The organism is Pedococcus sp. (genome assembly GCF_036554925.1).
In the GTDB taxonomy this organism is placed as follows: Bacteria; Actinomycetota; Actinomycetes; order Actinomycetales; family Dermatophilaceae; genus Pedococcus_A.
In genome coordinates this window covers 30,110-48,553 of sequence record NZ_DATBMI010000156.1, presented here as the reverse complement: position 1 = coordinate 48,553, position 18,444 = coordinate 30,110, and the positions used below count along the sequence as shown (strand labels likewise).

Annotated in this window: 14 protein-coding genes; 7 read left to right on the top strand and 7 right to left on the bottom strand. The window is 73.0% G+C overall.

The features are described from left to right. Positions 1-4: 4 nt before the first annotated feature. The 3 genes from VIB11_RS12755 to VIB11_RS12745 are packed head-to-tail and all read left to right on the top strand — an operon-like array spanning position 5 to position 2,427. Positions 5-1,402 (top strand): PspC domain-containing protein, encoded by a 1,398-nt coding sequence (locus VIB11_RS12755; protein ID WP_332031609.1) that lies wholly within the window; start codon positions 5-7, stop codon positions 1,400-1,402. Then, entirely contained in the window at positions 1,389-2,066 is a 678-nt protein-coding gene (locus tag VIB11_RS12750) for a response regulator transcription factor (RefSeq protein WP_332031608.1), read from the top strand. Before VIB11_RS12755 ends, VIB11_RS12750 begins: the two co-directional genes overlap by 14 nt. A 16-nt stretch (positions 2,067-2,082) precedes the next feature. Beyond that, positions 2,083-2,427: a hypothetical protein gene (locus tag VIB11_RS12745; RefSeq protein WP_332031607.1), complete on the top strand. Its 345-nt coding sequence runs from the start codon at positions 2,083-2,085 to the stop codon at positions 2,425-2,427. Positions 2,428-2,441: 14 nt separating this feature from the next. Here VIB11_RS12745 and VIB11_RS12740 read toward each other — a convergent pair whose 3' ends face one another. Genes VIB11_RS12740 through VIB11_RS12730 form a run of 3 tightly spaced genes read right to left on the bottom strand, consistent with a single transcriptional unit; the run spans position 2,442 to position 5,415 of the window. After that, positions 2,442-3,527 (bottom strand): DNA polymerase IV, encoded by a 1,086-nt coding sequence (locus VIB11_RS12740; RefSeq protein ID WP_332031606.1) that lies wholly within the window; start codon positions 3,525-3,527, stop codon positions 2,442-2,444. Between the two features lie 38 nt (positions 3,528-3,565). Then, positions 3,566-4,549, bottom strand: a complete 984-nt coding sequence (locus tag VIB11_RS12735) for a quinone oxidoreductase (RefSeq protein WP_332031605.1) — start codon at positions 4,547-4,549, stop codon at positions 3,566-3,568. 38 nt (positions 4,550-4,587) lie between these two features. Continuing rightward, positions 4,588-5,415 carry a uracil-DNA glycosylase gene (locus tag VIB11_RS12730; protein WP_414695826.1) on the bottom strand — a complete coding sequence of 276 codons (828 nt, stop codon included), beginning with the start codon at positions 5,413-5,415 and terminating at the stop codon, positions 4,588-4,590. A gap of 174 nt (positions 5,416-5,589) precedes the next feature. On the opposite strand from VIB11_RS12730, the gene VIB11_RS12725 reads away from it, so the two are divergent. Next, positions 5,590-8,466, top strand: coding sequence for a phytase (locus VIB11_RS12725; protein ID WP_332031604.1), 2,877 nt, complete (start codon positions 5,590-5,592; stop codon positions 8,464-8,466). Here the strand turns inward: VIB11_RS12725 and VIB11_RS12720 are convergent. Then, on the bottom strand, positions 8,444-9,700 hold the full coding sequence (locus VIB11_RS12720; protein ID WP_332031603.1) for an MFS transporter: 1,257 nt from the start codon (positions 9,698-9,700) through the stop codon (positions 8,444-8,446). The two genes, VIB11_RS12725 and VIB11_RS12720, sit on opposite strands and share 23 nt — an antisense overlap. Before the next feature lie 89 nt (positions 9,701-9,789). On the opposite strand from VIB11_RS12720, the gene VIB11_RS12715 reads away from it, so the two are divergent. Together VIB11_RS12715 and pcrA are read left to right on the top strand one after the other, a co-directional pair. After that, entirely contained in the window at positions 9,790-11,094 is a 1,305-nt protein-coding gene (locus VIB11_RS12715; protein ID WP_332031602.1) for an FUSC family protein, read from the top strand. A gap of 55 nt (positions 11,095-11,149) precedes the next feature. After that, positions 11,150-13,576: a DNA helicase PcrA gene (gene pcrA, locus VIB11_RS12710; protein ID WP_332031601.1), complete on the top strand. Its 2,427-nt coding sequence runs from the start codon at positions 11,150-11,152 to the stop codon at positions 13,574-13,576. 133 nt (positions 13,577-13,709) lie between these two features. Here pcrA and VIB11_RS12705 read toward each other — a convergent pair whose 3' ends face one another. Both VIB11_RS12705 and VIB11_RS12700 read right to left on the bottom strand, forming a co-directional pair. Then, on the bottom strand, positions 13,710-14,492 hold the full coding sequence (locus tag VIB11_RS12705) for a M23 family metallopeptidase (RefSeq protein WP_332031600.1): 783 nt from the start codon (positions 14,490-14,492) through the stop codon (positions 13,710-13,712). 238 nt (positions 14,493-14,730) lie between these two features. Continuing rightward, the gene (locus VIB11_RS12700; RefSeq protein ID WP_332031599.1) at positions 14,731-15,732 is read right to left on the bottom strand and encodes a lipase family alpha/beta hydrolase; all 1,002 of its coding nucleotides are present in this window, start codon (positions 15,730-15,732) and stop codon (positions 14,731-14,733) included. Between the two features lie 138 nt (positions 15,733-15,870). On the opposite strand from VIB11_RS12700, the gene VIB11_RS12695 reads away from it, so the two are divergent. After that, positions 15,871-16,272: a cobalamin B12-binding domain-containing protein gene (locus tag VIB11_RS12695; RefSeq protein WP_332031598.1), complete on the top strand. Its 402-nt coding sequence runs from the start codon at positions 15,871-15,873 to the stop codon at positions 16,270-16,272. 73 nt (positions 16,273-16,345) lie between these two features. Here the strand turns inward: VIB11_RS12695 and VIB11_RS12690 are convergent, their stop codons facing one another. Further along, on the bottom strand, positions 16,346-18,313 hold the full coding sequence (locus VIB11_RS12690) for an alpha/beta fold hydrolase (protein WP_332031597.1): 1,968 nt from the start codon (positions 18,311-18,313) through the stop codon (positions 16,346-16,348). Positions 18,314-18,444: the final 131 nt, after the last annotated feature.

Sequence of the window (18,444 nt, the reverse complement as noted above, 5' to 3'; positions counted from 1 at the left end):
GGGCATGCCGACCCCCTACGAGCGGCCGGAGCGGACTGCAGCCCTCCAGGCCGCGGAGCCTGCTCCCAGGCCCGTCCTCCACCGCCCGGTGGAAGGGCGCATCGTGGGCGGTGTGTGTGCCGGGCTGGCGCAGCACCTCGGGTGGGACCTGCGCCTGATCCGGATCGGCTTCATCGTGCTGACGCTCACCGGCGGGGCCGGCATCATCGCCTATCTCTTCCTCTGGGCGCTGACGCCGCAGTCGGTCCACGGCACCATCGAGGGCGAGGACGGCAGGGTGCCGGTCGACCCGGCGCGCCCCACGGGCCCGCGTCTGGGCGTGGAGGCCGCGGCCGCAGACGTCGACGGCGCCACGGACAGCCAGTCCCGCGACGCGACGCGCGTGCTCCTCGTCGGCGGCATCCTCGTCGTCGTAGGGCTGCTCGTCGTCGTCCAGAACGCCGGGCTCGACCTCCGGCTCGGTTTCCTCGTCCCCCTGCTCGTGGTGGCGGTCGGCGCCGTGATCGCCTGGTCGCAGCTCGATGACGCCCAACGTGGCCGCTGGCTCGGGTCCTCCTCGGGCACAAGGCGGTTCAGCGCTGCGCGGCTCGCGTTCGGCGGCCTGCTGGCGCTGGTCGGCCTGGTCGTCGTGGTGTCGCGGGGGCGTTCCCTGACCGCCATCTGGGACATCGCTCTCGCCTCCCTGGCCGTCCTCGCCGGCGTGGTGCTGATCGCGGCTCCCTGGGGCCTGCGCCTCTGGTCGGACCTGCGCCGCGAGCAGGCCGAGCTCGCCCGGGCCACCGAGCGCGCCGACATCGCGGCCCACCTGCACGACTCGGTGCTCCAGACGCTCGCCCTCATCCAGCGCAAGGCCGACGACCCGACGGCGGTGGCGCAGCTCGCCCGCGCCCAGGAGCGCGAGCTTCGCTCGTGGCTGTATGCCGGCCCGACCGGTTCCGACGCCACCCTCGCCGCCGCGGTGGCTGAGGTCGCGCACGAGGTCGAGGACGTCCACGGCACGCCCATCGAGCTGGTCGTCACGGGTGACCGCGACCTCGACGACGGTGGGCAGGCGCTCGTGCGGGCCGTGCGGGAGTCCCTCCTGAACGCGGTCCGGCACGGCGCGCCACCCGTGTCGGCCTACGTCGAGATCGGCCCGTCGGGGGTCGAGGCGTTCGTCCGCGACCACGGCCCGGGGTTCGAGCTCGACGACATCCCCGAGGACCGGCTCGGGGTGCGGCAGTCCATCCTGGGCCGCATGGAGCGGCACGGCGGGTCGGCCAGGGTCCGCCGGCTCGAGAGCGGCACCGAGGTGGCGCTGGCCCTGCCGGCGCCCACCGCCGCCACCCCGTCCAACGGCACGACCACGAACGGCACCAGCGAACCCCAGACCGGAGCGGAGGCCTCCCATGCAACCCCGTGACCCCAGGGTCGACGTCGTCCTCGTCGACGACCACCGGATGTTCCGCTCCGGCGTCCGCGCCGAGATCGGCGACGCGGTCGACATCGTCGGGGAGGCGCCGACCGTCGAGACGGCGGTCGAGGTCATCACCGCGACCCGGCCCTCCGTGGTGCTGCTCGACGTCCACCTCCCCGGTGGCAACGGCAACGGCGGCGTCGACGTCATCCACGGCTGCCGGGGCCTCGAGACCGAGTCCGGGCAGCCCGTGCGGTTCCTCGCGCTGTCGGTGTCCGACGCCGCCGAGGACGTCATCGCCGTCATCCGTGCCGGCGCCCGCGGCTACGTCACCAAGACCATCAACGCCGGCGACCTCACCAACGCGATCCGCCGCGTGGCCGACGGTGACGCGGTGTTCTCGCCGCGGCTGGCCGGCTTCGTGCTCGACGCCTTCGGCGCGGCAGCGGGGGAGATCGCCGAGGTCGACGAGGAGCTGGACCGCCTGAGCGCCCGCGAGCGCGAGGTGATGCGGTTGATCGCTCGCGGCTACCAGTACAAGGAAGTCGCCAAGGAGCTGTTCATCTCTGTGAAAACCGTTGAGACACATGTCTCGTCGGTGCTGCGCAAGCTCCAGCTGTCGTCGCGGCACGAGCTGACCGCCTGGGCGATGGGCCGCCGACTGCTGTGATCTAGGCTGCGGGGCCATGGACGTCGTCAAGGATCTGCTCGTTCTCCTGCACCTGCTCGGCATGGCCGCGATCGTCGGCGGCTGGCTGGTCGTGCGCAACGAGCCCCGTGTGGTACCGCCGATCCTCTGGGGTGCGCGGGCGCAGGTCGTCACCGGCCTGCTGCTGGTCGGCATCGCGGAGGCCGGCACCGACCCGGTCAACCACCCCAAGGTCGGCGTCAAGCTCGTGGTCGCCCTGGCCGTGGCCGGGCTCGCCGAGATCGGGAACGCCCGGCAGAAGCGCGGCGAGCCCAACCCGACGCTCGTCCAGGCGGCCGGTGGGCTGGCCGTGGTCAACACCGCGGTCGCCGCGCTCTGGTAGCCGTCGCGCCGGGGTCAGCCGGCTGCCCGCGGATCGCGTGCCGCACGCCGTCCCTGGTCGTCGTAGCCGCCCTCGGGTGGCACCATCTCGGCCCGGACGCCGAGGAGGCGGATCGGGCGCTCGTCCTCGAGCCCGCGCAAGAGGTCGAGGGCGGTGTCGCCGATCACCGCGGCGTCGTAGGTCGGCTCCGCCAGCTTGCGGCTGCGCGCGACGGTGAAGAACGGGGCGAAGCGCACCTTGAGGTGCACGCGCAGGCACGGCCTCTCCTCTGCGGCGATGTCCTTCACGACCTGCTCGGCCAGCAACGCGACCGCACGGGCGATGTCGTCGGGGTCCGTCAGGTTCTGCTGGTACGTGACCTCCCGGCCGTGGGCCCTGGGGACGTAGGGCGTGTCGTCCACCCGGGCGCTGCTCACGCCCCGGCCGATCCGGCCGTAGTGCGGACCCATCGTGGGGCCGAACTCCGTCGCGAGCCGCTCGGGGTCGGCCCGGGCCAGGTCGTGGACGGTGGCGATCCCCAGCCCGGCCAGCCGGGCCGAGATGCGGCTGCCGACTCCCCAGAGCGCGTCGGTGGGGCGGTCACCCATCACCTCGAACCAGTTCTCGCGCGTGAGACGGAAGACGCCCTGGGGCTTGCCGAAGTCGGTGGCGATCTTGGCCCGGATCTTGGTGTCCCCGATGCCGACCGAGCAGTGCAGGTCGGTGGCCGCGAGGACCGCGGCCTGGATGCGCCGGGCGAAGGCCACCGGGTCGTCGGTGTCGACGCCGACGAAGGCCTCGTCCCACCCGAGCACCTCCACGACGGTGCCGTCCAGCCCGCGCAGGGTGTCCATGACCTGGTGCGAGGCCGCCTCGTAGAGCGGCGCGTCGACCGGCAGCAGCACGGCCTGGGGGCATTTGCGCACGGCGGTCTTGAGCGGCATCCCGGACCGCACGCCGAACTCGCGCGCCTCGTAGGACGCGGTCGAGACCACGGCGCGCTCGTTCGGGTCGCCCCGGCCGCCGACGATCACCGGCTGCCCGCGCAGCTCCGGGCGCCGCAGCAGCTCGACCGCCGCGATGAACTGGTCGAGGTCGACGTGCAGCACCCACGGCGCCATGGCGACAGTCTGCCGCCTCGTCGGGCGTGCCGGGGACCTCAGGGCGTGAGCAGCAGCTTCCCCGTCGTGCGCCGGCCCTCGAGGTCGTCGTACGCCCTGGCTGCCTCGGTCAGCGGGTAGCGGCCGCCGATCTCGAGGTGCAGCCGACCGGCGGCCAGGTCGCCGAGAACCGAGGCTGCCCGCGCGAGCAGCTCGTCGCGGGTGGCGACGTAGTGGCCGAGCGTCGGGCGCGTGAGGAACAGCGAGCCGCCGCTGTTGAGGCGCTGGATGTCGAAGGGCGGCACCTGGCCGCTCGCCGCGCCGAAGAGCACCAGCATCCCGCGCGGTCGCAACGAGGCCAGCGAGGCGTCGAAAGTGCTCCTGCCGACCCCGTCGTAGACGACGTCGACCCCGTTGCCGCTGTTGGCCGCCCGCACGGCTGCCGCGAGGTCGTCGGCCTGCGAGTAGTCGATCGCCGTCTCCGCGCCGAGCCGCCTCGCCGTGGCCACCTTCTCAGGAGTCCCCGCCGTGGCGATGACGCGGCCGCCCCTGGCCGTGACCATCTGCACCAGCAGCTGGCCCACCCCGCCCGCCGCGGCGTGGACGAGGGCCACGGTGCCCGGCCGCACGGCGTACGTGTCGGTGACCAGGTAGTGCGCGGTCATGCCCTGGAGCATCGCCGCCGCGGCCACCTCGAGGTCGAGTCCGTCGGGGACGGGGACGAGGCTGTCGACGGCACGGTTCACGAGCGTGCCGGCGCTGCCGAGCCCCTGGCCCCAGGCCACCCGGTCGCCGACCGCGAGAGCCCGCACGCCCTCGCCGACAGCGGTCACCGTGCCGGCGCCCTCGGAGCAGGCGGTGAACGGCGTGGGGATGGGGTAGACGCCCTCGCGCTGGTAGACGTCGATGAAGTTCACGCCGACGGCGGCGACCTCGACCTGCACCTCGCCGGGGCCGGGGGCGGCCACGTCGACCTCCCGCACCTCCAGCACCGAGGAGTCGCCGTTGCGGGGGACGGTCAGGGCGCGCGCTGTCGTGCTCACCCGGGCACTGTATGCCGCGTGCGCGCCACCCGCGCGGGTCAGAGCCGGGCGATGACGTCGTCGAGCATCGCCTCGGTGAGCTTGCCCGTGAAGGTGTTCTGCTGGCTCACGTGGTAGCTGCCGACGAGCCGGACGGGCCGGCCCTCCGGGGTGGCCAGCTGCGCCTCTGCTCCGTGACCGAACCTCGGCTTCGGCCGCGGCACCTCGTAGCCGGCCCGCCGCGCGCCGGCCAGGGTGGCCTCCCACCCGATGGCGCCCAGGGCCAGCACCGACCGCAGCCGCGGCGCTGCCAGCACCAGCTCGCGGTCGAGCCAGGGCCCGCAGGTCTCGCGCTCGTCCGGGGTCGGCCGGTTCTCCGGGGGCGCGCAGCGCACCGCCGCCACGATCCGCATGCCGCGCAGCGACTGCCCGTCCCCACTCGCCCAGCTCCCCGGCTGGCTCGCGTACCCGGCGCGGTGCAGCGCGGCATACAGCCAGTCCCCGCTGCGGTCGCCGGTGAAGATCCGCCCCGTCCGGTTCGTGCCGTTGGCGGCCGGCGCGAGGCCCACGACGAGCACGTCGGCCTCGGGATCGCCGAAGCCGGGGCCGGGCCGGCCCCAGTAGGGCTGGTCGGCGAAGGCGGCACGCCTGCCCTCCCTGGCCACCGACTCGCGCCACCGGACGAGCCGCCGGCACGCCCGGCAGACGGAGACCCGGGCGTCGAGCTCGGTGGTGTCCTCGGCCGTCGCGGCGAGCCTGCGGACCTCGCCCGCCGTGTGGGCGACGGGGGTGTCCGGCGTCGCCGGGTCGCCGGGCCAGCCCGTGCCGGGCGGCACGGGTGAGTCGAACACCTCGCCGGTGACCGGGTGCGGTCGCAGGTCGCCCACGGGCAGCAACGCTACCTCGTCGTCCTGCCCCACAACGCCCGGTTTGCCGTCAGGAGAACGGGTTTGCATGACCACGACGGGCTAGCGCCGCACCCCCGCGGCTGGGCCCAGCGGGCTATTCCGGGCCCGGCGCCCCCGGCCTACGCTCGGCAGGAACTTGGGTGAGGGGACCACTTGAGTGATGTCGGGGTCGTCATGCAGCGCAGGTCAGTGTTCGTCGTCGTCGTTTCCGGTCTGCTGGCCCTGCAGGGCCTGACCGCCCTGCCAGCGGCGGCTGCAGACGTCACCGTGCCTGCAGCCGCGGAGACGACCGCCGTGCCGAGCGCGTCCGACGCCGCCGACGACACGGCGATCTGGATCCACCCGAGCGACCCCTCCCAGAGTGTCGTCATCGGGACGGACAAGCTGACCACGGGCGGTCTGGGGGTGTGGGACCTCCAGGGCGACCTGGTGCACTGGTACGCCCACGGCAGCATGAACAACGTGGACCTGCGCTACAACTTCCCGCTCGGGTCGGAGCGGGTGGCGCTGGTCGGGGTCACCGACCGCAACGAGACCTCCACGGGGGCCCGCTTCTACAAGGTCAACCCCGCGGACCGCTCGCTCACGCTCGTGGGCCGGATCGACACCACGGGACGGCCTCGCGGCTTCGCGATGTACCACTCCCCGGACTCGGGCAGGTACTACGCCCTGATCCACGACTTCCACACGAACGTCATCTCGCAGTGGGAGCTCAACGGCACGTCCGGGACCGTCACCGGGACGATGGTGCGCTCCTTCGACAACGGCGACAGCTCCGAGGGGATCATCGCGGACGACGAGCTCAAGCGGATCTACGTCGCCGAGGAGAACGTCGCGCTGTGGCGCTACGGCGCCGAGCCTGGAGACGGGTCGGCCCGCACCGCCGTCGACACCATCGCGGCCTCGGGCGGACACATCGTGGACAACATCAAGAACCCGACGATCTACTACGGCCGCAACGGGACCGGCTACCTCATCGTGTCCAGCCAGGGTGGGTCGAACTTCGTCATCTACAACCGCGGAGACAACGCCTTCGTCGGCTCGTTCAAGATCGGCACCGGCCCCACGGGCGTCGACGGCGTCAGCGGCCAGGACGGCGCCGACGTGACGAACTTCGGGCTCGGGTCCGCGTTCCCGAACGGGCTCTTCACCGCGCAGGACCACGTCAACTCGGACGCCGGCAACGGCAGGTCAGGGAACCAGAACTACAAGTACGTGTCGTGGACGGACATCGCCAACGCCTTCACCCCGAAGCTCCTCATCGACCCGTTGTTCGACCCCCGCCAGATCGGGGCCCCGGGCACCGGCGGCAACGACACCACTCCGCCCTCGACGACCATCGACAGCGGGCCGAGCGGCCCGACCGGAAGCACGACGGCCACGTTCGTCTTCTCGGCGAACGAGCCCAGCACGTTCGAGTGCAGCCTCGACGCTGGTGCGTACGCATCCTGCACCTCCCCCCGGACCCTCACCGGCCTGGGCGCGGGGGAGCACACCTTCTCGGTGCGCGCCACCGATGCGGCCGGGAACACGGACGGGACGCCGGCGACACGCTCGTGGACGGTCGACCCCTCCGCCTCCGTCACGACGACGTTCGGTGCCGAGGCCGACGCGGCGGTGCAGTCCGGCACGCCGAGCACCAACCTCGGCACGTCCGTCAAGCTCCTCGCCGACACCTCACCCGCCGAGGAGAGCTATCTGCGCTTCTCGGTCGCTGGCCTGCCGGGGGCGGTGCAGAGCGCGAAGCTGCGCCTGTACGCCACCAACGGCTCCACCAACGGACCCGCGGTCTACGGCACCGGCACGGCGTGGGACGAGGCCGCCATCACGTGGGCGTCCGGCCGGCCGGCGCGGACGACCGGCGTGGTCGCCGACGCCGCGGCGGTCCCGTCGGGCACCTGGGTCGAGTACGACGTGACGAGCCTGGTCACGGGCAACGGCCCGGTGAGCTTCAACCTCGCGCCGACGTCGAGCGACGGCACCGACGTCAGCTCCCGCGAGGCCACCACGAACCGCCCCCAGCTCGTGGTGACCGCGGCCGGTTCCGGCGACCCGGACCCGGACACCACACCGCCGGCGGTGACGTCGACGACGCCGACCGACGGCGCCACCGGGATCGGTGTCGGCACGGCGGTCACGGCGACCTTCTCGGAGGCGATGGACCCCGGCACGGTCAACGGCACCACCCTGCGCCTCGTGACCACCGCCGGCGGGGCGGCGGTGGCGGCGGCCGTCACGTACAACGGGGCCAGCCGCACCGCAACGCTCACGCCCAGCGCCCCGCTGGCAGCCGGCACGGCATACACCGCAACCGCCACCACAGGCCTCCAGGACGCCGCCCACAACGCGATGGCAGCCGAGCACACCTGGTCGTTCACGACCGCCGAGGCGCCGCCCCCGCCCACGGGGGAGGTCACGCGCCAGTCGACCGCGACGAAGGTCAACACCACCACGAGCGCGCAGATCACGATCGAGCGTCCGCAGGGCACGGTGGCTGGTGACGTGCTCGTCTCCTGCATCGCCACCAACGGTGCCAACGTCACCGCGTCGGGCGCGCCGACCGGGTGGACCAGGGTCGCTGCGGTGACCACGGTGTCGAACCCGCGGGTGTACGGGTACTACCGCGTTGCCACGGCTGCGGAGCCGGCCAGCTACACCTGGGCGCTGTCCAAGTCGGTGGCCAGCAGCGGTGGCATCGCCCGCTACGCCGGGGTCGACACGTCCACCCCTGTCGGGCCCGGCGTGCAGACCGCGAGCGGGGCGGCTGCGACGTCCGGGGCAGTCCCGGGGGTGACGACCGTCGATCCCGGGTCGATGGTGGTCGGCTGCATGGCGACGAACACCAGTGCGACCACGGTGACCATGACCAGCCCGGCGGGCCTGACGGAGGCCTGGGACCTCGGCGGCAAGCGCCAGGACTACGCCGACGGGGTGCAGGCGACAGCAGGCCCGAGCGGCACCAAGACCTGGACGTTCAGTGCGTCGCGCGCATGGGCGGGCTGGCTCCTCAGCCTCCGGCCGGCGCCGTGACCCCGGGCCGGGCGACGGGTGCCTCCAGCTGGCGGACGCCGGGGAAGCAGAGGGCGAAGAGAGTCGTCATGAGCATGACGGCACCGCAGCCGATGAGCGCCGGGTGCGGGCCGAACGACTCCGCTGCCGGGCCAGCCAGCACCAGGCCGAGGGGCCCCAGCATCAGCGAGCCCAGGGCGTCGTAGGAGCTCACGCGTGACAGCGCCGCGGGCGGGATCTCCCGCTGCATCGTGGTCTGCCAGAGCACGGTGAAGAGGTCGAAGCACACTCCCAGCAGGAACGCGCTCGCGACGACCAGCCACAACGGGGCGCTGTAGCCGAGGAGGAGGTACGGCGGCGCCGCGCCGAAGCTCAGGAGCGTCACCGCGAGGATGGGACGGCGGGGCCTGACCCGCATCGCGATGAGCACTCCCACGATCAGCCCGATGGCCTCGCCGGTGAGGACGGCAGTCCACGCCTTGGGGCCGCCGAGCTCCTGCTTGGCGACGACCGGTCCGAGCACGAGGTGGGCGGCCTGCCACACCATGACCAGCACGGAGAACTGCACGACGACGACCCAGAGCCACTGGCGGCTGCGGAACTCCTGCCAGCCGTCCCGCAGGTCGCCGAGGATCGTGCCCCCGACCCCGCCCACCCGGGCTCGTGTCAGGCCCAGCATGGAGATCAGGAGGCCGGCCACGCCGAAGAGCGCCGCCGCGATGAGGAGCGCCCAGCCGCCGCCCACCGCGACCACGACCACGCCGCCGGCGACCAGGCCGGCCACGCGGGCGACGTTGCCGCCCAGGCCCAGCAGGGCGTTGCCCTGCTGGAGATGGGCGTCGGGCACGACGTCGGGCACGATGCCGGTGAGGGCCGGCCAGACCATGGCGGTCGCGGTGCCCGAGACCGCAGCAGCCGTGGCCAGGGCCCAGGTCGGCGCCTGCTCACCCAGGATCATCACGCCCAGCCCCACGTGGGCCAGGGCGTTGACCCACTCCGCCGCCTGCAGCACGCGGTGCCGGGGGTACCGGTCGGCGACGACTCCGCCGGCGAGCGTGAACACCACGATCGCGACCGACTCGGCCGCGAGCACGACCGACAGGGTCGTGGGGGTGGCGCCGGGCAGGTCGAGGATGCCGAAGGCCAGCGCGACCGGGGCGAAGGCGATGCCGAGCATCGAGAGCGTGCGCGCGGAGAACAGCAGGGCGAAGCGCCGATCCTGCAGGATCGCCACGTCGCTGCGGTAGTCGTGCACGTCGTCCACGCTACGCGGGCGAGGCAACGGGTTTTCCGCCGCTGCGCTCCACCCGCGCCCGCCCGGCCGCGGTGTGCCACGCTCTGCCTGTGGTGTGTGGGCAGGAGTCCTGGCTGGCACTGGCCGAGCGCGCCGCGGACCTCGCCTGGCCCACGCGACCTCGCACGTGGCGCGACCTGCCTCGACGGCTGCGGGGGACCGGCATCGAGGTGCTTCGCCTCACCACCGCTGCCGTCATCGCGTGGCTCATCGCGGTGCAGATCACCGGGGCGGTGCTCGACCTCACGAGCGCGCTGACGGCGCTGCTGGTCCTGCAGGCCTCGGCCTACTCGACCGTGCGCATGGGACTGCTGCGCGTCGGGGCGGTGCTGACCGGGGTGCTGGTCGCGGTCGCCTTCTCGACGCTCGCGGGCCTGACCTGGTGGAGCCTCGGCGCCGTCATCGCAGCCTCGCTGCTCCTGGCCAAGGTGTTCCGGCTGGGGGCCCAGGCGCTCGAGGTGCCGATCAGCGCGATGCTCATCCTGGGGGTCGTCTCGCCCGACCTCGCGGCCGAGGCCAGGGTCGTGCACACGCTGGTCGGCGCGGCGGTCGGGGTGCTGTTCAACGTGGTCGCACCCACCGCGGTCCCCATCCGGAGCGCCAGCTCGCAGGTGGTGCGCGTGGCGTACGCGGCTGCCGAGTGCCTCGACGGCGCAGCCCGGTCCCTGGCCGCGGGGCAGGTGCGCCGCCGGGACCTCGCAGGCTGGGCCGACCAGGCCCGCGCCGTCTTCGGCCTCGTCGCCTCCGCCTCGGCGGCGGTCAGCCATGTCCGCGAGGCGCGCAAGCTCAACCCGCGAGCGCTCGGCACCCGGCATGTCGAGCCGGTGCTGCGCAGCGGCCTGGACCGGCTCGAGGGCTGCGTGCTGGCGATCCGTGCGCTGTTCGTGGTCATCCTCCAGGAGCTGCCCGACGAGCAGGAGCTGCCCGACGAGCCGCCTGGCGCTGGGCGGCGGGCCGACCGCCCCGGCTCACCGGCCTACGACGAGGAGGCCCGGCAGGCGTTCGCGGTCGTGCTGAACGACATCGCCGACTGCCTGCGGGCCTTCGGCCAGCTGGTCCGCGCCGAGGCCGAGCGCGACCAGGAGGAGGCCGAGCGCGCCCTGGCCGCCAGCCTCGAGATCCTGCGCGAGACCAGGGCGATCCTGGCTGAGCTGCTCATCAGCAGGCCCAGTGCCGACCCGGGTCTGTGGCTGTTGCGGGGCTCCATCCTCGCGGCAGTGGAGCAGGTGCTCCTCGAGCTCGACCTCGAGCGGCGGGCCCGGCAGCGCGAGGAGTGGCAGCAGCGGTCCGCCCTCACGCTGCCGCTCCTGACCGGGCTGCCGGTGCTGCCGCAGCGGATCCTCCGCGGCCGGTGAGGGCCCCGCGGCGGTGCGGGTGGTGTCGCCGCGGCAACGTAGGCTGGGACCCAACATGAGCACGCTCTTCGACGACCTGCCCTTCCCCGACTCCCGGCCGTCCGCTGAGGCTGCCCGCGCCACCGCGGTCGACGACCGCGGCGTACCCACGTGGGCCCAGGCCGCCGCCGAAGGGCACGGTCCCGATGGCCCGGCCGCGCGCCACACCGACCCCGAGGAGCTGCTGCGGGGGCTGAACCCGCAGCAGCGCGAGGCGGTGCTCCACGAGGGCAGCCCGCTGCTCATCGTGGCGGGCGCGGGCTCGGGCAAGACGCGGGTGCTCACGAACCGCATCGCCTACCTCCTCGGCGCCCGCGGGGTGCAGCCGGGGCAGGTGCTGGCGATCACCTTCACCAACAAGGCCGCCGCCGAGATGCGCGAGCGGGTCGCCGCCCTCGTCGGCCCGCGTGCCAAGGCGATGTGGGTGATGACCTTCCACTCGGCGTGCGTGCGGATCCTGCGCCGGGAGGCCGCGAAGGTCGGTATGAAGTCGACCTTCTCCATCTACGACGCCGCCGACAGCCAGCGCCTGATGTCCATGGTCATGCGCGACCTCGACCTCGACCCCAAGCGCTACCCGCCGCGCTCGTTCAGCCACCAGGTCAGCAACCTCAAGAACGAGCTGGTCGACGAGGAGACCTTCGCGTCGCGGGTCGGTGAGGGGACCCACCAGGAGCGCGTGCTGGCGGAGGCCTACACCGCCTACCAGCGCCGGCTGCGCGAGGCCAACGCCCTCGACTTCGACGACCTCATCATGACGACGGTCAACATCCTGCAGGCCTTCCCGGAGGCCGCGGAGCACTACCGCCGTCGGTTCCGCCACGTCCTCGTCGACGAGTACCAGGACACCAACCACGCGCAGTACCAGCTCGTGCGCGAGCTGGTCGGGCGCTCCGACGACGCCGGTGTGCCTGGCGCCGACGGCCCGAGCGTCCCCCCGGCCGAGCTCGTGGTGGTCGGCGACGCCGACCAGTCCATCTACGCCTTCCGGGGCGCGACGATCCGCAACATCGTCGAGTTCGAGCAGGACTACCCCGATGCGCGGACCATCCTGCTCGAGCAGAACTACCGCTCGACCCAGACGATCCTCCAGGCGGCGAACTCGGTGATCGCCAAGAACCCCGAGCGTCGCAAGAAGAACCTCTGGAGCGACTCGGGCGACGGGGCCCGGATCGTCGGCTACGTCGGCGACTCCGAGCACGACGAGGCGTCGTTCGTCGCCAAGACGATCGACGAGCTCGGTGACGAGCACGGGGTCAAGCCCAAGGACGTCGCCGTCTTCTACCGCACCAACGCCCAGTCCCGTGCCCTCGAGGAGGTCTTCGTCCGGGTCGGCCTGCCGTACAAGGTCGTCGGCGGGACACGCTTCTACGAGCGTCGTGAGGTCAAGGACGCGCTGGCCTACCTGCGGGTGATCTCCAACCCCACCGACACCGTCAACCTGCGTCGCATCATCAACGTCCCCAAGCGAGGCATCGGCGACCGTGCCGAGGCCTGCATCGCGGCCCTGGCCGAGCGGGAGCGGATCCCCTTCATCGCGGCCCTCGGCCGACCCGAGGACGCGCCCGCCATCGCCACGCGGTCGGTCACCGCCATCAAGGGCTTCACGGGCCTGCTCGAGGAGCTGCGGGCGGTCGCCGAGCGCGACGACACCGGCGTGGCCGACCTGCTCGAGGCCATCGTCGAGAAGAGCGGCTACCTCGCCGAGCTGCGGGCCAGCCACGACCCCCAGGACGAGACCCGGATCGAGAACCTCGCCGAGCTCGTCGCCGTGGCACGCGAGTTCGACGAGACGCGCGCCGAGACCGGCGAGGTCGCGTCCCTGGAGGACTTCCTCGAGCAGGTGTCCCTGGTCGCCGACGCCGACGAGATCCCCGACGGCGACGAGGCCGAGGAGCAGGGAGTCGTCACCCTGATGACCCTGCACACCGCCAAGGGCCTCGAGTTCCCCGTGGTGTTCCTGACCGGCATGGAGGACGGCACCTTCCCGCACCTGCGGGCCCTCGCCGACAACCGCGAGCTCGAGGAGGAGCGCCGGCTGGCCTACGTCGGCATCACGCGGGCCCGGGAGCGGCTGCACCTGTCGCGGGCAGCCGTCCGCTCGGCCTGGGGCGCCCCGCAGTACAACCCCGCCAGCCGCTTCCTCGACGAGATCCCCGACCACCTCGTCGACTGGCAGCGCACCGGTGCCGCGCAGGTCGCCTCGCGAGGCTCGGCGCCGGCCGTCGCGCGACTGGCGTCGCGCCCGGGGGTGCGCTCGCCCGGCAACCGGCCCGTGATCAGCCTGTCCTCCGGCGACCGGGTCACCCACGACTCGTTCGGACTCGGCACCGTGGTCCGGGTCGAGGGCGAGGGCGACAAGGCGATGGCCCACGTCGACTTCGGCGCCGAGACCGGTGTGAAGCGGCTGCTGCTGCGCTACGCCCCCCTCGAGAAGCTCTAGCCCGGTTGCCTCCCCCTGGTCGGGCTGGTGCCGGGGGGCCTTCGTCCGGTGGGGGCGGGGCGCCGGCCACACGCGAAGCGCCCCCGCGGACGCTGACGTCCAGGGGGGCGCTTCTCGCTGCTGCCGAGGGGGCCTACTGCAGGCCGTGCTCGTGCAGCCAGGGGGCGGGGTTCACGGCACCGCCGCCACCGGGGTGGATCTCGAGGTGCAGGTGGGGGCCCGTCGAGCTGCCGGTGTTGCCGGTGGTGCCGACGAGGTCGCCCGGGGAGACCTGCTGGCCGACCGAGACGTTGAAGGTGTTGAGGTGCGCGTACCAGGAGACGGTGCCGTCCCAGTACTCGATCTCGATCTTGTTGCCGTAGCCGCCGTCCTGGCCGACGAACGTCACGGTTCCGCTCGACATCGCGACCAGCGGGGTGCCGACCGGGGTGGCGAAGTCGTTGCCGTTGTGCATGCGGCCCCAGCGCCAGCCGTAGCCGGAGGTGAAGGTCGCGCCGGCGATGGGCTTGACCCACTTGTGGCGCTCGCGGCGCTCCTTCTCGGCGGCGGCGAGGGCCTTGGCCTTGGCGGCCTCGACGGCCTTCTTCTTGGCGACTGCCTTACGGGCCTGGTCGCGGGACGCCCGCTGCTCCTGCTCGACGCGGGAACGGACAGCCGACACCTTGAGCTCGTACTGCTGGCGTCGCTGGGTGGCCTCGGCGCGCTCGAAGGCGGCGTCCGCGGCGCGGGTCTTGGCGGCCTCGGCGCCGGTCAGGTCCAGGCTGATGGGGGCGGACTGGGCGACGGTGGCGCCGGTGGCGGTGACCACCAGAGTGGCTGCCGCTGCGGTCGGCAGGGCGAAGCCGGATCGAAGACTCTGGGGGATGCGTCGTCCGTTGCTGGAGCCGCGGTGGCGGCCCTCGTAACGAGAACTCACGAAGTACTTACCTCACGTGCAGGGGACACGGAGTGCAAGACCCTAGCGTGACCTGTTTGTTATGCAAAATCTTCGTCAAGTTCTCGTGTCCGTTTCATCCCGTATTGTCACAAGCTCGCAACGCCGCAGAAGGGGGCAGACCGCCGCATACCGGTGCGGTGGAACGTGCCGCGCGTCACTGTAGCCGAGCCGTGGGCGCAGCGTGGCACGTCTGGGCAGAGTTCCTGCCGGGAGTCCGCTAGGTGCGCCGCCGAGCCAGCTCGGTCACGCCGGGCGTCACGGTGTGGCCTGCGGAGTCGAGGTGGGCCAGCGTGGTGGAGATGCCGTGCACCACGCTGCCGATGATCGGCAGCGACATGTGGCCCACGCCGTGCAGGTCGACGTTCCTGGCCGCGAGGTCGGGGTGCTCGAGCGCCGCGAACCGCTGCGGGAAGATCATCTGGTCCAGGTCGGACCAGTAGGCGACGAAGCGGGTGCCGCAGTCCGGGACCGGCTGGTCCAGCTCACGCATGAGCCCACTGCCCGGGCGCAGCTGCTTGGTCAGCTGGTTGTTCCAGCCGTATGCCGTGTACGTGCCCTGGTGAGGTGTCCCGAGCGTCACCAGGGTGTGCACGCGCTCGTCACCTCCGAGCCGGGTCACGTAGTAGCGCGCGATGAGCCCACCCATGCTGTGGCCGACCACGTGGATGCGCTCGTAGCCGGTCTCGGCGACCAGCGACTCGACCTCCTCGGCGAGGCGGGCCGCCGCGACCCGCACGTCTGCCGTGAACGGGGAGTAGTTCATGGTCGTGACCCGGCCGAAGCCGCGCCGTCGCAGGCCGAGGCGCAGCAGGGTGAAGATCGAGTGGTTGTCGACCATGCCGTGCACGAGCAGGATCGGGGTCCCGGCCGCCTCGACGTCGGAGATCACCAGCCCGCGCTGCACGGGCGGCAGGTGCTCGACGCGGTAGCCGTGCTGGCTCTCCGACCCGTGCCGGACGAGCAGCCCCCACGGGTAGAAGGCAAGGTGGGTGGTCAGCCAGGCAGCCTCCACGGCGGCGCCGACCAGGCCGGAGGGTGTCGCCAGCGCCCGGGCCGCACCGCCCACCACGTCGTCGGCCGCCCTCGCGACACCGGTCACCGCCGACGACGCGTGGGCCACGGCCCTGCTCAGCATCGAGCGGTGACGGCGCAACGGGGACCGCGGCGTGGGCCGCTCCGCTGCGGCGGGCCGGGACGATCGCGGGAGGGTCTGCGACATGGCACCTCCGACGCTAGCCGCTCTCGGACCACCAGGCGCGCGAAAGCGGGCGCGGGTCGCGGTCGAAATCCGGGGCGCTCCGGGTGCGCGCCCTCACCCCGGCCCCCAGCGGGCTCCGGGTGGGGCTAGTCTGCGCCCATGAGTGAGACCCCATTGCGCGTCGTTGTGGCCAAACCAGGGCTGGACGGCCATGACCGCGGGGCGAAGGTCGTCGCCCGCGCCCTGCGCGACGCAGGCATGGAGGTCGTCTACACCGGCCTGCACCAGACCCCGGAGCAGATCGTCGAGGCGGCGATCCAGGAGGACGCGGACGCGGTCGGCCTGTCCGTCCTGTCCGGCGCCCACATGACGCTCTTCGCCAAGGTCATGGACCTCCTCCGGCAGCGCGACGCCAGCGACATCGTGGTCTTCGGCGGAGGGATCATCCCCGAGGCCGACATCCCCGAGCTCGAGAAGCTCGGGGTCGCCAAGGTGTTCACCCCGGGCGCCACCACGACCGAGATCGTCGACTGGGTCCGGTCCTCGGTCGAGGCGCACTGAGCCACGCGGGGCCGCGAGGGCCACGCCAGACGCTGTCGCCCCTGAGGCGGCCCGGCCGCCGGGCGGTGCCCTCCTAGGGCACCACGGGCAGCCGCAGGGCCGCGGGGGAACGGGGGTCCGCTCGGACGGTCACCGGCTGCACGGCATACGCGTTCTTGTAGGCGGCGTCGGTGCTGGCGAGGACGAGGCGCAGGCGGTGCCCCGCGGGCACCCGGTGCACGATGGCCGGCAGCTCGATGTGCACCGGCTGGGTCACGTCCGCGACACGCACCGGGCTGACCAGCTTGTGCACCAGCGTCGGCGTGCCGTCGGGCGCGAGGTCGTACAGCTTGGCGAACACCTGGAGCTGCCCCGCCGGGCCCACGGCCTGGGCCGCTGCCACCGCGGGGGACTCGAAGCGCACGTCGAGCGTGGGTGATCCCACGATCGTGGTGGGCCTGCCGAGGGCAGGTGTCGTCCAGGACCCGAAGGTGCCCGGGGTGTCGAACGGCGTGCGGACACCCTCCGGCAGGGCGACCTGGCCCTCCAGTGCGGAGACCTCGGAGTACGAGGCGAACGCCCCGGCGCCGGGGTTGGACCAGCTCGTCGAGCCGGGCAGGACCCGGGCGCGGGAGGCCACCAGCTCGTCGGCGGAGGAGAGGTACCACGTCTGCGCGGTGCCGACGGGGTAGGAGGAGGCCGCGGCGTACGCCGGCGCGGCGCTGCCGGTGTACGGCACCCAGTCGCGGAAGTACGCGAACTCCGGCCCCGTGGGGGCACCCGTGCCCTTGAGGTGGTGGTCGAACCAGTTCTTGATGCGCAGCCCGAGGTAGGTGCCCTCGATGTCCGCGCCGGTGAGGTCGAGCTCGCCGGGGGCGGCCCCGCTCGCCCCGTTGGCCCCGCCGGAGTGGCCCCACGACTGCCACGCCATCGCCACGGGCACGCCGCGGCGCTTGAGCCCCCGGTACGTCGCGACCGCCTCCTGGAGGTTGAACAGCGTGTCGTTCTGGCCCTGCACCAGGAACACCGGGACGCGCACCCGGTCGAGGTAGTGCGCCACGGACACCCGGTCGGTCAGCCGGTAGGTGTCGGCGGTGGGGAACCCCAGGGTGTCGAGCGTGGCCTTGGCCTGGCACGCCTGCACCACGAAGTTCGGGCAGCCCACGTTGCGCGCCGGGTCGATGGTGGCGCCGGTCAGGCCGTCGGCGATGCCCACGCCGAAGAACAGCGACGTCCAGCCGACCTTCTGGGTCCCCGGGCTGGAGTCCGCATAGGTCGTGCCGGTCGTGAGGCTGGTGTTGTTGGGCGCGAGGGAGTAGCGCAGGTCGTTCCAGGTGATCAGGGGCACCAGCGTGTCGACCCGGTCGTCGACGGCAGCCGTCGCGAACTGGATCTGCCCGCCGTACGAGCCGCCCACCATGCCGACGCGGGGGTCGTGGCGGCTCGGGTCGTCCAGCCGGGTGAAGTCGACGGTGAGGGTGCCCGGCCCGGCCGGCGCGCCGGCGAGGTCCGCCGATGCGTATGCCGCGGAGCTGCCGCCGCCGAGGAACGTCACCAGCGAGCGCGCCGCCTCGCCGTCCACGGCGGGTTCGTCGAGGGAGATCCTGCAGCCGCTGTCCGGAAAGCCCAGGCCGGTGTACGAGAGGACTGCGTAGCCGCGCTGGGCGAAGGCGTGGCCGAGCCCGGCCTGGTCCGCCTTGCTGCCGCCGAAGCCGTTGGTCGTGAGGATGGCAGGCACTCGGCGGGTGCTGCCTGCCGAGTGGGGGCGGTAGAGGTCGGCGTCGATGGTGCAGGTCTGCGGGCGGCCGAGGTCGTCGCGCCCGGCAGGCACGGTGAAGGTGAGGCCGCGGAAGACGTCGACGCCGTCGAGGCGCTCGAAGCGTGGTCCTGCTGCCCCCCGTGCTGCTGCTGCGCCACGTGGCTCGGCGCCCGCGGACGTCGGCGCGGCCACCGCGGACGCCGTGAGGATCGCCAGGGGAAGAGCTGCCGCGAGGGCCAGCCCCCGGTGGCGTCGCCGGGCGTGGCCCGCCCTGCGGTCAGGGCAGTGCTGGGGTTGCGTCATCGGGAACCTCCGCGGCCGTGGGCGCAGGCCCACGCTGGCCGCCCCCTCCTGCCGGACAACGACCGCGTGGCAGGCACGGTTACGCCCCGGGGTCGCGTCCGCGGACCCGCCTGCCTCCCGGGAATCGCCGG

Coding starts and splice junctions, on each gene's coding strand:
- VIB11_RS12755 (WP_332031609.1), top strand. CDS start 5: ATGCCGACCCCCTACGAGCGGCCGGAGCGGACTGCAGCCCTCCAGGCC.
- VIB11_RS12750 (WP_332031608.1), top strand. CDS start 1,389: ATGCAACCCCGTGACCCCAGGGTCGACGTCGTCCTCGTCGACGACCAC.
- VIB11_RS12745 (WP_332031607.1), top strand. CDS start 2,083: ATGGACGTCGTCAAGGATCTGCTCGTTCTCCTGCACCTGCTCGGCATG.
- VIB11_RS12740 (WP_332031606.1), bottom strand. CDS start 3,527: ATGGCGCCGTGGGTGCTGCACGTCGACCTCGACCAGTTCATCGCGGCG.
- pcrA (WP_332031601.1), top strand. CDS start 11,150: ATGAGCACGCTCTTCGACGACCTGCCCTTCCCCGACTCCCGGCCGTCC.
- VIB11_RS12700 (WP_332031599.1), bottom strand. CDS start 15,732: ATGTCGCAGACCCTCCCGCGATCGTCCCGGCCCGCCGCAGCGGAGCGG.
- VIB11_RS12695 (WP_332031598.1), top strand. CDS start 15,871: ATGAGTGAGACCCCATTGCGCGTCGTTGTGGCCAAACCAGGGCTGGAC.
- VIB11_RS12690 (WP_332031597.1), bottom strand. CDS start 18,313: ATGACGCAACCCCAGCACTGCCCTGACCGCAGGGCGGGCCACGCCCGG.